At 65.1% G+C, this 14291-nt stretch carries 12 protein-coding genes; 3 read left to right on the forward strand and 9 right to left on the reverse strand.

Annotated features, from left to right (window positions below; translation table 11 throughout):
* Positions 1 to 311: 311 nt before the first annotated feature.
* The 3 genes from EOA79_RS21680 (at position 312) to EOA79_RS21690 (ending at position 3787) form a co-directional block, all read left to right on the forward strand.
* Positions 312 to 896, forward strand: a complete 585-nt coding sequence (locus tag EOA79_RS21680; RefSeq protein ID WP_095824912.1) for an SCO family protein — start codon at positions 312 to 314, stop codon at positions 894 to 896.
* 77 nt (positions 897 to 973) lie between these two features.
* Positions 974 to 1846: a 50S ribosomal protein L11 methyltransferase gene (locus EOA79_RS21685; protein WP_095824913.1), complete on the forward strand. Its 873-nt coding sequence runs from the start codon at positions 974 to 976 to the stop codon at positions 1844 to 1846.
* A 96-nt stretch (positions 1847 to 1942) separates the two neighbouring features.
* On the forward strand, positions 1943 to 3787 hold the full coding sequence (locus EOA79_RS21690) for an aminopeptidase P family protein (protein WP_095824914.1): 1845 nt from the start codon (positions 1943 to 1945) through the stop codon (positions 3785 to 3787).
* Between the two features lie 3 nt (positions 3788 to 3790).
* Here EOA79_RS21690 and EOA79_RS21695 read toward each other — a convergent pair whose 3' ends face one another.
* The 9 genes from EOA79_RS21695 to EOA79_RS21735 form a co-directional block, all read right to left on the reverse strand.
* Positions 3791 to 4087: an AzlD family protein gene (locus EOA79_RS21695; RefSeq protein WP_067329066.1), complete on the reverse strand. Its 297-nt coding sequence runs from the start codon at positions 4085 to 4087 to the stop codon at positions 3791 to 3793.
* On the reverse strand, positions 4084 to 4812 hold the full coding sequence (locus EOA79_RS21700) for an AzlC family ABC transporter permease (RefSeq protein WP_095824915.1): 729 nt from the start codon (positions 4810 to 4812) through the stop codon (positions 4084 to 4086). Before EOA79_RS21700 ends, EOA79_RS21695 begins: the two co-directional genes overlap by 4 nt.
* Positions 4813 to 4918: 106 nt before the next feature.
* Positions 4919 to 5605 (reverse strand): TIGR02453 family protein, encoded by a 687-nt coding sequence (locus EOA79_RS21705; RefSeq protein WP_095802425.1) that lies wholly within the window; start codon positions 5603 to 5605, stop codon positions 4919 to 4921.
* Positions 5605 to 7812, reverse strand: a complete 2208-nt coding sequence (gene ligA / locus EOA79_RS21710; protein ID WP_095824916.1) for an NAD-dependent DNA ligase LigA — start codon at positions 7810 to 7812, stop codon at positions 5605 to 5607. The genes EOA79_RS21705 and ligA overlap by 1 nt, the downstream gene beginning before the upstream one ends.
* A 138-nt stretch (positions 7813 to 7950) precedes the next feature.
* Positions 7951 to 9624 (reverse strand): DNA repair protein RecN, encoded by a 1674-nt coding sequence (gene recN / locus EOA79_RS21715; protein WP_128293262.1) that lies wholly within the window; start codon positions 9622 to 9624, stop codon positions 7951 to 7953.
* Between the two features lie 8 nt (positions 9625 to 9632).
* Complete coding sequence (locus tag EOA79_RS21720) at positions 9633 to 10502, reverse strand: outer membrane protein assembly factor BamD (RefSeq protein WP_066990991.1); 870 nt, start codon at positions 10500 to 10502, stop codon at positions 9633 to 9635.
* A 201-nt stretch (positions 10503 to 10703) separates the two neighbouring features.
* On the reverse strand, positions 10704 to 11651 hold the full coding sequence (lpxC, locus tag EOA79_RS21725; RefSeq protein ID WP_095832082.1) for a UDP-3-O-acyl-N-acetylglucosamine deacetylase: 948 nt from the start codon (positions 11649 to 11651) through the stop codon (positions 10704 to 10706).
* 424 nt (positions 11652 to 12075) lie between these two features.
* Positions 12076 to 13731, reverse strand: a complete 1656-nt coding sequence (ftsZ, locus tag EOA79_RS21730) for a cell division protein FtsZ (RefSeq protein ID WP_095824918.1) — start codon at positions 13729 to 13731, stop codon at positions 12076 to 12078.
* Positions 13732 to 13798: 67 nt separating this feature from the next.
* On the reverse strand, positions 13799 to 14291 hold a 493-nt coding region (locus EOA79_RS21735), incomplete at its 5' end, for a cell division FtsA domain-containing protein (protein WP_348631867.1).

A 14291-nucleotide genomic window follows, 5' to 3' on the forward strand; every position in this document is an offset into this window, starting at 1 on the left:
GACCCAGTCGACGCCGACCTGGCCGACCTCGTCCGCCATCGCTGCGCCGGCGCCGAGGGCAATGCAGGCGGCAATCAAGCCGATCAGTTTTCGCAAGGAAGCCTCCTCGGGTTTTGCGTTTAGCCGATGTCAGGTGGGACAGGACAATGGCATTTGCAAGCCATTCGATGATCGTCGCGACGGAGGCGGCAGGTCTCGTGGTTGCGGCAACGCGACCTCTTTGCGCGCGCGCCGCCAAACCGCTAAGACTGTCGCCGAACAGGCTCGCGCCGGATCCGCCGGGCCGCGACGATCGCAACGGATAGTTTCTGATGATGCGCTCAATTCTGGTCGGCATCCTCGTCCTGATGGCGGCGGGCATCGGCTGGCTCACTTTCGACTGGTATCGCGGCCATCATGGCGGCCAGCCCTACGGCGCACCGTTCACACTGATCGACCAGAAGAGCGCGCCGATCACCGAGGCCGCGTTCCGGGGCCACCCAAGCGTGGTCTTCTTCGGCTTCACGCATTGTCCGGAAGTCTGCCCGACAACTCTGTTCGAAATGGCCGGCTGGCTGAAGACGATGGGCGACAGCGGCAAGAACCTCAACGCCTACTTCGTCACGGTCGACCCGGAGCGGGACACGCCGCAGATCATCAATTCCTACGTCGGCAACTTCTCCGACCGCATCACCGGCATCACTGGCGACCCGGACAAGGTGCATGCAATGGCCAAGGCCTTCGGCATCTACTGGAAGAAGGTCGACACCGGCGACGGCGATTACACGATGGACCACACGGCCTCCGTGCTGCTCCTCAACGCCAAGGGCGAGTTCGCCGGCACCATCGCCTATGGCGAAAGCGCCGACACGGCTATTGCGAAGCTGAAGCGGCTCGCAGCAGGCGGCCAGGCGTGATCCCGAACCGAAGGTTTGCGTAGCAACAAGTGGAACCGGTTCTCGGAAATGATCACGCTCAAACATGAGTCGCCCTGATGGGGCAGACCAGGTTCCATTTCACCACGGGCAAGGCCGAGGCTGACCGCATCTTCGCGGCGCTTGATGCAGCTTTCGAGGACGAAGGCCTGCCGCTTGCCCTGCTGGAGGTCGATGAGGCCAATGACATCCACGAAGTGTCGCTCTATGCCGATGGCGATGTCGATGCCGTCGCAGTCCGGATCAACGGCATACTCGCGGACCTGGGCCTGCCGAAGCAGGTCGAGCGCGAGGCGCTCCCCGACATCGACTGGGTTGCACGCTCGCTCGAAGGACTGAAACCGGTCCGCGCCGGGCGTTTCTTTGTCCACGGCGCGCATGATCGCGACAAGCGCCGCAGCGGTGACCTCGCCATTGAGATCGAGGCGGGTCTTGCCTTCGGTACCGGCCATCACGGCACCACGGCCGGCTGCCTCGAACTGCTGGAACAGGTGGTGGTGCGCGAACGCCCCGGCAACGCGCTCGACCTCGGCACCGGCAGTGCCGTGCTGGCGATAGCGCTGGCCAAGCTCGCGCACATCCCGGTGCTGGCGACCGACATCGATCCGGTCGCCGTTCGCGTCGCTGCGACCAATGCGCGACTGAACCGAGTGAAGGCGCTTGTCGAGACGGTGACGGCGCCCGGCTTCCACCATCCGATCTTCTCTAGGCGCGCGCCCTTCGACCTCATCGTCGCCAATATCCTGGCGCGCCCGCTGATGCGGTTGGCGCCTGAGATGGCCAGGCACATCAGGCTCGGCGGCTCGCTGGTGCTCTCCGGCATTCTCGACCGTCAGCGCGATGCGGTGATCTCGGCCTATGTCGGCCAGAGCTTCCGCCACGTCCGCACCTTGCACCGCGAGGGCTGGGTGACCATCCACCTCAAGCGCTGAAAACCGGATCGTTCAAGACTGGCCCTGTCGAAATCGATTCCGGTTTCGAAGACCTTGCGCTACGGTCGCGCGAGCCATTCGAGGAGATGCGGAAAAATGTTCCAGACCTTTGATTCCGCCGGCGATCCGGCTGTCGGCAAGCCGCGCGTGGCGACGCTGCGCCAATGGCTGGCCGAGAACAAGCTGGACGGCTTCATGGTGCCGCGCGCCGACGAGCATCAGGGCGAATATGTCGCCGACCGGTCGGCCCGGCTGAAATGGCTGACCGGCTTTTCCGGCTCAGCCGGCGTCGCCATCATCCTGCGCGACCGCGCCTTCATCTTCGTTGACGGCCGCTACACGCTGCAGGTGCGCAATGAGGTCGATCTTTCGATCTTCACCGTCGAGAGCCTCGTCGACAATCCGCCGGCCTCCTGGATCAAGGACAATCTCGGCAAAGGGGCCAGGCTCGGCTTCGACCCGTGGCTGCACACGATCGGCGAGATCAAGGCATTGAAAGCCTCGGCCGAGCAGTCCGGCGCGACACTGGTGCCGCTCGAGAAGAATCCGATCGATATCATCTGGGAAGATCAGCCCGAGCCGCCGCGCGCACCCGTGGAACTCCATCCGATCGCCTTCGCCGGCGAACTCGCCAAGGACAAGCTGGCGCGGCTGGCGGGCGCGATCGAAAAGGAGGGCGCGACGCACGCCGTGCTCACCGACCCTTCTTCCATCGCCTGGGCCTTCAACATCCGCGGCGGTGACGTGGCGCATACGCCGCTGGCGCTCGGCTTCGCGATTCTTGCCGCCGACGGCAAGCATCAACTCTTTATGGACCAGCGCAAATTTTCGCGCCAGGTCGCGGCTTATCTCACCCAGCTCGCCGATCCGCACGACCCAGGCGAATTCGAATCGGCGGTCGCCAACCTCGCCAAGGGCGGCGCAAAAATCGCGCTCGATCCCGTTTTGGCGGCGGAAAAGCTCAAGATGCTGGTCGAGGGCAATGGCGGCATCGTTGTCTCTGCGCCAGACCCCGCTCGCATTCCGCGCGCCACCAAGAACCACGCCGAGGTCGCCGGCAGCCGCGCCGCGCATCGTCGCGACGGCGCCGCCATTGCCAAGCTGCTCTGCTGGCTCGACCGGCAGCAACCGGATACGCTCGACGAGATCGACGTCGTGACCAAACTCGAGGAGGTGCGGCGGCAGACCGGCGAGGAAACACAGATGCCGCTGCGCGACGTCTCCTTCGACACGATTTCCGGCGCCGGCCCGAACGGCGCCATCATGCACTACCGCGTCTCCCGCGCCACCAGCCGCAAGCTGCAAAGCGGCGAGCTGTTCCTGCTCGATTCCGGCGGACAATACCAGGACGGCACCACCGACATCACCCGCACCGTGCCGATCGGCCAGCCGACCGAAGAGATGCGCGAGCGCTTCACGCTGGTGCTGAAGGGCATGATCGGCATCTCGACGCTGCGCTTTCCGGCCGGCACGCGCGGTTCGGAAATCGATGCCGTCGCCCGCGTGGCCCTGTGGAAGCATGGCTGCGACTTCGCCCACGGCACCGGCCATGGCGTTGGCTCTTACCTCGCCGTGCATGAGGGCCCGCAGCGCATCGCCCGCACCGGCACCGAAAAACTGCTTGCCGGCATGATGCTGTCCAATGAGCCGGGCTATTACAAGGAAGGCTCCTACGGCATTCGCATCGAGAACCTGATCCTGGTCACGCCTGCCGAGCAGATCGAGGGCGGCGACATCGCCATGCACGGCTTCGAGACGCTGACGCTGGCGCCGATCGACAAGCGCCTCATCCGCAGTGACCTGCTGACCCGCGACGAACTGCACTGGCTCGACCAGTATCACGCGCGGGTTCTGGCCGAGATCGGTCCGATGGTGGACGGCGAGACGCTGGCCTGGCTGGAGAAAGCCACGGCGCCGCTGCCGCACGACGCCAAGATCTGACTTCTAGCCGACGAACTGCCTGGCCAGAATCAGCACCGCGGCACCGGCCAAAAACATCGCCATCAGGCCGCCGCGCAGCGACACCAGCGCGGTGACGATCAGCGCTGCCCATTCGGCCGGTCCGGCGCCGAGCGCGGCAGGTGCCACAAGTGTCGTCAGCACAGCGGCCGGCACGGCGTTGAGGCCGGCCTCGACACGCGGGTGGACGGTCTCGAAGCGCGAGATGACGAGATGGCCGCCGACGCGCGTGAGATAGGTGGCGACGGCGCCGGCGAGGATGATCCAGAAGGTCGTGCTCATGTGCGCTGCCCCACGCCGCTATGATGCGGCGGCAGAATGACCGCCAGAAGGACGCCGGCAATGGCGCCGATCGAGACATGCCAGGGCGAGCCGACCGTCTTGTAGGCGACGATCGAGGCGGCCGCGCTGGCGACGACCACCGGCAGCCACAGCGGCCGCTTGCGGAAGCCGAGAACCAGGCCGAGGAAATAGATCGGCAGCAGGAAATCGATGCCCAGAGCATGGGTATCCGGGATCATCTTGCCGAAGATTGCGCCGAGCGCGCTTTCGGCCACCCAGAACACATAGACCGGCAGGCCGAGCCCGAGATACCAGACGAACCCGACCGATTGGCCGGACGCCGCGCGCGCCTCGGCCACGGCATATTGCGGATCGGTCAGGATGAAATAGCCCAGCGCTTGCTGCAGCAGCGGCCAATGCGCCATGCGCCGGCCGATGCCGGCGGAATAGAGCACGTGACGGAAATTCACCGCGAAGATCGAGAGCACGATCAGCCAGGGCGCGACATGCTGGCCGAACAATTCGATGCCGACCATCTGGCTGGCGCCGCCGAAGATCAGCGCGCTCATGAGGAATGCTTCCAGGACCGAAAACCCGTTGTCCACGGCAATCGCGCCGAACAGGATCGCGAACGGCGCGGAGGCGACGACGACCGGCATCGACAGCCGCACGCCGTCCCAGAAATCGCTCCTCGCACGGCTTTCGGAGATTGCTTCCGCCGTCATCCAACTGCTCCCTTGAGCGGCTTGATTTAGGGAGCGTCGCCCCGCTTGTCACACCAATTCGCTTGAGCCGACGATCAGCGGAACTGATTGCCGGGCTTTGAGCGGCTCAGGCAGCCTTGCCCTGGATCGCCCTGCCCCAATCGAGCAGCGGCTTGGCGCGCAAGGTGAAGCCGACGAGATCGTCAACTAACGCCGCCAGGCAGATGGTTTCGGGATCAATATTATGCCGCACCACGAAATGGCGGTTGCGGACTGCTTGCGCGAGATCGGCTTCGCTGACGTCCTCGAAACCACGCGGCGCGCGCTTCAGGCAATCTTCCCTATCCAGCTCCAGCCCAGTCTTTTTCAGCGCTGAAACCATGGCGCGGAAGGCGGCCGGCTTCGTCACGATCGCCTTGCGCATCGCCTGCAGCAACTCCGGTCCGGGCTGCCACCAGGCGACGCCGGCAAAGCAGCGCTCGAGGCCGATATGCACATAGAACACGCCCTGCTCCATCTTGGTGCCGTCTGGCGACAGGATTGCCGACAGGTGCCGATTATAGGGGCGCTTGTCCTTGGAGAAGCGAACGTCGCGATTGATGCGGAACAGCGACTTCTTGCGGTCGCCGCGCAGGCCAAGTCCCGCCGCCGCGAAACGCTCGCTGAGCGCTTCGACGAGATCGCAGAACGGCTCGTGCAGCTCACTCTCGTAGAGACCGCGGTTTTCCTGAAACCATTCGCGGCTCTGGTGGAAGTCGAGCGCCTTGAGGAACGGAATGGCCTTCTCGCCAAAACCCTTGAACGCTCCGGCCATCAGCCGCCCCTGCCGATGCGCTGCAGCCAGGTGTCCTCGTCGATCACCTCGATGCCGAGATCGCTCGCAACCTTGAGCTTGGAGCCGGCGCCCGGACCCGCCACCACCAGATCGGTCTTGGCCGAAACCGAGCCGGCGACCTTCGCCCCCAGGCGCTCCGCCATCGCCTTGGCCTCGGAGCGCGTCATCTTTTCCAGCGTGCCGGTGAACACCACCGTCTTCCCGGATACCTCGCTGCCGGCCGAGATCTCGACCACATAGGGCTTGGGATGGACTTGCGCCAGCAGCGCATCGAGCACGTCGTCATTGCGCTCATTGCCGAAGAAGTCGCGCAAGGCGTTGATGACGGTGTCGCCGATGCCGTTGATCGACGGGAACACGTCATGCGGATCCTCCGCCTTCGCCGTCTCCTTGCCGACGCGGATCAGTTCCTCGATGGTCGAGAACTGGCGGGCAAGCACCGCCGCCGTCGTCTCGCCGATATGGCGGATGCCGAGCGCGAAGATGAAGCGGTCGAGCTCCGGCTCGCGGCGCGCGTCGATGGCTGCGAACAGTTTGTCGAGGCCTTCGTAGTTGCGATCTTCGATGCTGCGCACATTCTTGCGCGTCTTGCCCGATGCGGCCTCGCGCAGTCTGGCCTGCTCCTCACGCCGCTCCGCCAACGCCTTGGTGACGGCCGGCCGGCGGTCCTTCAGCGTAAAGATGTCGGCGGCGGTCTTCACCAACCCGGCATTGAAGAACAGGTCGATGTTCTCGGCGCCGAGGCCCTCGATATCGAGCGCGCCGCGCGACACGAAGTGGCGCAGCCCCTCCACGGCCTGCGCTGCGCAGATCAGCTCGCCGGTGCAGCGGCGCCGCGAATCCTCCTTGCCGGTCTTCTCGTTGATCTCGCGCGTCGCCGGCGAGCCGCAGACCGGGCAGGTGTGCGGGAACTCATACGGCACCGCATCGGCCAGCCGCTTGTCGATGAGGACCCTGACGATCTGCGGGATGACGTCCCCTGCCCGCTGGATCACCACCGTGTCGCCGATGCGAACGTCAATGCCGTCGCGGATCGGCCGCCCGTTGCTGTCAAAACCCTTGATGTAATCTTCATTGTGCAGCGTGACGTTTTCCACCACCACGCCGCCGACCGTCACCGGCGCCAGCCGCGCCACCGGCGCCAACGTGCCGGTGCGGCCCACCTGGATGTCGATCTTCTCGACCGTCGTCATCGCCTGTTCGGCCGGGAATTTGTGGGCAACTGCCCAGCGCGGCTCGCCGGTCACAAAACCCCAGCGGCGCTGCAGCTCGAGCTGGTCGACCTTGTAGACGACGCCGTCGATGTCGTAACCCAGCGAAGAACGCTGTTCCTCGATCCGGTGGTAGTGCCCGATGAGGTCGTCGATCGACCTTGCCCGCACCATCAGCGGACTGATCTTGAAGCCCCATTCCTGGAACTTCTGCACGGAATCGTACTGGGTCGGAGCGGGATCCGCCGTCGTGTAGCCCCAGGCATAGGCGAAGAATTTCAGATTGCGGCTGGCGGTGACGGCTGGATCCTTCTGGCGCAGCGACCCGGCCGCCGTGTTGCGCGGATTGACATAGTCCTGGCCGCCGATAGCTGCCGAGCGCTGCTTCAACGCCTCGAACTCCGCGTAGGTCATGTAGACCTCGCCGCGGATTTCGATGACCTCCGGCCAGCCAGAGCCCTGCAACTTCTTCGGGATGTCGGCGATGGTCTTGAGATTGGCGGTGATGTCCTCGCCGACCGCGCCGTCGCCGCGTGTCGCGCCTTGCACGAAGATGCCGTTTTCGTAGCGCAGCGATGCCGACAGCCCGTCGATCTTCGGCTCCGCCGTGAAGGCGATATCGAGGTCCTTGTCGCGGTCGAAGAAGCGCCGGCCACGCTCGATGAAATCGGCCACGTCCTGGTCGGTATAGGCCTTGGCGAGGCTCAGCATCGGCACAGCATGCCGCACCTTGGTGAAGCCTTCCGCCGGCGGCGCGCCGACCCGACGCGACGGCGAATCCTCGCGAACGAGATCGGGAAAGCGCCCCTCGATGGCAAGGTTGCGCCGCGCCAATGCGTCGTATTCGGCGTCCGAAATCGTCGGCGCATCCTCCGTGTGGTAGCGCCGGTCGTGCTCGGCGATCTCCGCCGCCAGCCGCTTCAGCTCCTCCGCGGCCTCGCTTTCGCTCAGCGAATCGACTGGTTTTTCAGACATGAAGCGCGGTCCTCGAATTGTGGCGGGCCACTATAAATCAGGATTCGGTATGGAGGAGTCGGCTTGCGCAAAAATCATTGCCGAACAGCAGGATGCAGCCACCTGCTGACTCGGCATTCCAGCCGGGGATCAAGAAGCCTAGGCTGCCGCCGTGTTCTCGCGCAGCAACCGCTCAGCGGCGGCGCGCGCTTCATCGGTGATGGTGGCGCCGGCCAGCATGCGCGCGATCTCTTCCTGGCGCGCCGCGACGCATTTTCTAATCTCGAAGTCCGGCGGCAAGGACCGTGTCGCAACCGGCGTTGCCGAAATGGATCGCGCGGCGCGCGCCGCCACTTGCGGCGCATGCGTGACCGAAAGCACCTGCACCCGCTTCGACAGCCTCGCCAGCCGCTGACCGATGGCGTCGGCCACGGCGCCGCCGACGCCGGTGTCGATCTCGTCGAAGACCAGGGTCGGCGCCGAGCCGCGGTCGGCAAGCGCCACCTTCAGGGCCAGAAGGAAGCGCGACAGCTCGCCGCCGGACGCAACCTTCATCATCGGCCCGGGCCGTGTGCCCGGATTGGTGCGCACCCAGAACTCGACCTGGTCGATGCCTTCTTCCATGCGGCCATCGGCATCGCTCACCATCTCGACGATGAACTCCGCCCGCTCGAGCTTGAGGGCCGGCAGTTCGGCCATCACCGCCTTGGTGAGGCCCGCCGCCGCCGCATGGCGCAGCGAAGAGAGCTGCGCCGCGGCTATGTCGTAAGCTTCGCGCGCGGCGGCTGCTTGTTTCTGCAGCCCGTGCAGGCGTTCCTCGCCCGCATCGAGATCGGCAAGGTCGGCCGCCATCGTGTCGCGCAGCTGCGCCAGATCGTCGACCGCGACATTGTGCTTGCGTGAGGCCGCGCGCAGCGAGAACAGCCGCTCTTCGGCCTTTTCCAGGCGCTGCGGATCGTATTCGGTGGCGCGTAGTGCTGTCTGGACGCCGGACTGCGCCGCGTCGAGCGAGATCATTGCCTCGTCCAGCGACTTGACCACATCGTCGAGCAGGCCCGGCACCTCACCCGATTTGCGCTGCAGCCGCCTGAGCAGGCTGGCGAGCTGCGGCAGGGGCGAAGACGGCCCCGACAGCACATCCTGCGCATCGTGAATCTCGGACGCGATCTTTTCGGCGCGCATCATCTGGGCGCGTAATTCGGCAAGCTCGGTCTCTTCGCCCGGCTGCGGATCGAGCTTCGCCAACTCGGCGACCGAGGCCCTGAGATAATCGGCCTCGCGCGCCGCCGCCTCGACCTTGGCGCGGTGCCGCGAAAGCTCCTGTTCGCAGTTCCGCCAATAGCGCCAGGCTTCGCCCGTCCCGCGCACGGCGCCGAGATGGCCGCCGAAACTATCCAGCAATTCGCGGTGGGCGCCGGGATCGACGAGCGCCCGCTCGTCATGCTGGCCGTGTATCTCGACCAGCGCGCGGCCGACGTCGCGCATCAGGGTCACGCTGGACGGCTGATCATTGACGAAAACGCGGGTGCGGCCGTCGGCGGTCTGCACGCGGCGCAGGATGATGTCGCCATCATCCTCGATGTCGTTGTCGGCAAGCAGCGCGCGCGCCGGGTGGTTGCGCGGCACGTCGAACACGGCGATGACCTGGCCCTGCGCCGCGCCATGGCGGACGAGCGAAGCGTCGCCGCGCGCGCCAAGCGCCAGCGACAGCGCATCGAGCAGGATGGATTTGCCGGCGCCGGTCTCGCCGGTCAGCACCGAAAGCCCAGGCAAGAAGTCGATGTCCAGCTTCTCGATCAGGACGATATCGCGGATCGACAGTCTGGACAGCATCAGAAGTGTCAGGCGCCGGTGATCAGCTTCCCGGCCTTGGAGATCCACGACCCGGCATTCTCGCGCGGTTCAAGCCCGTTGCTCTGCAGGAGCTTGTAGGAATCCTTGTACCACTGGCTGTCCGGATAGTTGTGGCCGAGCACCGCTGCGGCTGTCTGCGCTTCCGAAGTCAGGCCCATCGCGTAGTAGGCTTCGGTCAGTCGCGCGAGCGCCTCCTCGACATGGCGCGTGTTGGAGTAGTTCTCGACCACGGTGCGGAAGCGCTTGACGGCGGCGATATATTCGCGGCGTTCCAGATAGTAGCGGCCGATCTGCATCTCTTTGCCGGCGAGCTGGTCGGTGGCAAAGCGGATCTTGTCCTTGGCGTCGTCGACATACTCGGAATTCGGCCAGCGGGTCACCAGATCCTGCATGGTCTGCACCGTCTGGCGCGCTTCCTTCTGGTCCTGGGTGACGTCCTTGATCTGCCGGTAGTAGCTCAAGCCGATGATGTACTGCGCATAGGCGGCATCGTCGGTTGACGGATAGAGCGTCAGGTAACGTTTGGCGGAACCGATCGCCTCGTCATAGTTGCCGGCGCGATAATCGGCGAAGGCGCCCATCACCATCGATTTGCGGGCGAATTCCGAGTAGGGATGCTGGCGGTCGACGGCGTCGAACTTCTTGCTCGCCTCATCGAGGCGGCCGGCATTCAGATTGGCGAGGCCCTGGTTGTAGAGAACGTCTGCGGGTTCGGTGTGGTCGACATAGGTCGCCAGATTGACGTCCTTTTCGGAGGACATGCAGGCCGACAGCATGAGCGACGGGGCGACCAACGAAAACGCCAGGAAAACAGCCCGATACGGCGCCTTCGATTGACCAACTCGCGAAAAAAACATGTTTGGATTCCGCCCTTTCGGCGTCGTTTCGGTCCCGGCCGCAGCCATAAACCATTATCCCCTTGCCCGGCAACGCTATGTCCGGCCAATCGCACATTTTTGTGGCGGTTTGGGACCGTCCCCAAAGCCGCTCGATTTCACGGGTTTGTGATGCATTTGCGCAACACCGGCTTCGCTACAAAGCCAGAAAATCGTTAAAAATCAGATGACCCAGGGCGCGTAGACCGGTCCGCTAACGGCGATCATTTCGGCGACCCGGCCGCGCTCGCGGCGCCGCGTCTCGACGATCTCGAAGGCCGTACGGTCCGAAAGCAGGCGGCGCAGCGCCGCCGCGTTCATCCGATGGCCGCCACGATAGGAGCGGAAGCAGCCGATGAAGCGCGCGCCGGCAAGCGCCAGGTCGCCCATGGCGTCGAGCGTCTTGTGGCGGGCGAATTCGTTCGGATAGCGCAGTCCGCCGACATTGATGACGCGGTTGTCGTCGCCGATGACCAGCGAGTTCTCCAGCGACGACCCGAGCGCGTAGCCGGCGGCCCACAGCCGCTCGACATCCTTCATGAAGCCGAAGGTGCGGGCCCGCGCGATGTCGCGGCGGAAGATGTCGGGGTTGATATCGGAGGCGAAGAGCTGGCGGCCGATTGCCGGGCTCTCGAAGTCGATCTCGACCTCGAATCGCGTGCCGTCATAGGGGCGGAACTCGGCCCAGGATGCACCGGCTTCGACGCGGATCGGCTTGACCACGCGGATATAGCGGCGCTTGACCGAAAGCGTGTCGATCCCCGCCTGGTCGAAGGCTTCGACAAAGGCCACCGCGCTGCCGTCGAGAATGGGGACTTCCGGACCGTCGATCTCGATGATGAGATTGTCGATGCCAAGTCCGAACACCGTCGCCATGAGATGTTCGACGGTTCCGATATGCTGGCCGACCGGATCGCCGAGCATGGTGCACAGGTCGGTGGCGCCGACCTCGGAGACCAGCGCGCGGAACTCGCGGAACTCGCCGCCATTCGCGAGGTGGAACACGATGCCGGTATCGGCGTCGGCGGGCAGGAAATGAACGGTGACGGGCTTGCCGCTGTGGACGCCGGTGCCGGTCAGCGTCACGCGCGCCTTAACTGTCGTCTGATAGTCGTGCAAGACAAACCCCATAAGCCCAAACCGCCTGTGTCCGCTTGTCAGCCTTAGGCATTATCGGCCCGACGGATCATCTGGCCTGCGCGCAAAAGCGGCGAATGAGCAAGGCAGCGGCTCTGATAACATCGGCAGGCAGGGCCAACTCCCCGAATCCCGGCAAACCGACTTTAGTCCGACGCGAAGATAGTGGCCCGTCCGGGAGACTCCAAATCACGGTTTCTTACCCCGTGTAACCGCTGCCCTGAACGAAGAAACACTCGTAATCCGTTGTTTCTCTATAACTTTTAAAGGCAACAGGCAGACGATTCTCTCGCCCGCCTGTTAACAGCTGTTATATATCGTTAGTGTATGTTCTGCCCGAAAGTGCACAGCGGTTTTGGGAGAACGACATTATCAAACATTGCTTAAAGCGCGCCGCACAGGCGGCGCGCTTTAACGATTAGTTCGCCTGGCGACGCAGGAACGCCGGGATCTCCAGCTGGTCGTCTTCCTGCACCGTGCGGCTTTGAGGCGTGAGGCGCCCCTGGTCGTCGAGCTGGCCGCGGCGCGGCGCATAGAGCTGCGGGTCCTGGCTGGCGAGGCGGCGCATTTCCGGTGCCGCCTGGCGCAGTTTCGGCTCGCGCGGCTGCGCCGGCTGCAGCCGGGCCGGCTCTTCCTCGCGGCGGGTCAGGCCGTTGGTCAGCCGCTTGATCAGCCCCATCGGTCCGCTGTTCTCATGATCCGCAGGGCGGCTCTTGGCCTCCACCTCGGCCCTCACGACCGGTGGAAAGTCCTCGACGCGCGGCATGCGCTGCGGCGCTGCAGCCACAGGCTGCGGCATCTCGCGCTGCGGCGCGGGCTGCATGACCGGCTGCTGGGCGATCGGCTGCGGCTGAGGCTGGGCCGGCGGAGCCTGGAAGATCTTGCTCTGCGGGCGGAAGTCGTCGAGCGGCGCGGGGCGCGGCTGTGCCATCGCGGCGGCGTTCGCCTCTGCAAGCTGGATCGCCTCGGCAACCGGATCGACGGCGCGCGGCTCGTAGGCCTGCTGCTGAACCGGTGCGGGACGGCTTTCCTGAACAGGTGCGGCGGGACGGGCGACCGGCTTCTGCGGCGCGCGGATGGAGATTGGCGCCGCGGCGATTTCGGCCGCCGACTTGTCGATGCCGGTAGCGACCACCGAGACGCGGATCACGCCTTCCAGTTCCTCGTCGAAGGTGGCGCCGAGGATAATGTTGGCGTCCTGGTCGACCTCCTCGCGGATCCGGGTCGCGGCTTCGTCGACCTCGAACAGGGTGAGGTCGCGGCCGCCGGTGATCGAGATCAGCAGGCCCTTGGCGCCCTTCATCGAGGTCTCGTCGAGCAGCGGATTGGCGATCGCCGCCTCGGCGGCGGCCATGGCGCGGCCCTCGCCCGAAGCCTCGCCGGTGCCCATCATCGCCTTGCCCATCTCTCGCATCACCGAGCGGACGTCAGCGAAGTCGAGATTGATCAGGCCTTCCTTGACCATCAGGTCGGTGATGCAGGCTACGCCGGAGTAGAGCACCTGGTCGGCCATGGCGAAGGCATCGGCGAAGGTGGTCTTGTCGTTGGCCAGCCGGAACAGGTTTTGGTTGGGGATGACGATGAGCGTATCGACGCATTTCTGCAGTTCCTCGATGCCCATGTCGGCCGTCTTCATGCGGCGCTGGCCCTCGAAATGGAACGGCTTGGTGACGACGCCGACGGTGAGGATGCCCTTTTCGCGCGCCGCGCGGGCAACGACGGGTGCAGCGCCCGTGCCGGTGCCGCCGCCCATGCCGGCGGTGACGAAGCACATATGCGTGTTGGACAGATGATCGATGATCTCGTCGATGCACTCTTCCGCCGCCGCGCGGCCGACTTCCGGCTGCGAGCCGGCGCCGAGGCCTTCCGTGACATGCGCGCCGAGCTGGATCAGCCGCTCAGCCTTCGACATCGTCAGCGCCTGCGCGTCGGTGTTGGCCACCACGAACTCGACGCCGCGCAAGCCGGCTGTGATCATGTTGTTGACCGCGTTGCCGCCGCCGCCGCCGACACCGAACACGGTGATGCGTGGCTTAAGCTCGGTGATGTCCGGCTTCTTGAGATTGATGGTCATAGTCTCCGTCCTTTGCCTTTCCCGCCGCCTCGCCGCTGCGGCCGCCTTTGGGGCTGTCCCCGTCAAATTAAAAACTGTCTCTCAACCACTGACTCATGCGATGCAGTTTTCCGCCCGTTCCGGTCATCCTGAAACCGGAAAGTCCTTTCGCCGAATGGCTCTCGAAGCTCGCCATTTGAGGATAGATCAGAAGCCCGACCGGGGTCGAAAACGCCGGCCCCTTGGCCGCTTCCGGCAGGCCTGCCACGCCGAGCGGCCGGCCGATGCGCACGTTGCGCCCAAGAATGCGGCGCGCCGCCTCCGGCAGGCCCGCCAGTTGGCTGGCGCCGCCGGTGAGGACGACCCGTTTGCCGACGGCGTTGCCGTAGCCCGATTTGTTCAGCCGGTCGCGCAAAAGCTCGAGCGTCTCGTCGATGCGCGCCCGGATGATCCGCGTCATCACCGAGCGCGGGATCTGTAGCGGCAGCTCGCCCTCCTCGCCGATCGGCTGGATGGAAACCAGGTCGCGGTCGTCCGCACTGCCCGGCAGCGCAGAGCCATGCATCACCTTCAGCCGCTCG

It is taken from the genome of Mesorhizobium sp. M1A.F.Ca.IN.020.03.2.1, from assembly GCF_004023205.1.
Taxonomy (GTDB): Bacteria; Pseudomonadota; Alphaproteobacteria; order Rhizobiales; family Rhizobiaceae; genus Mesorhizobium.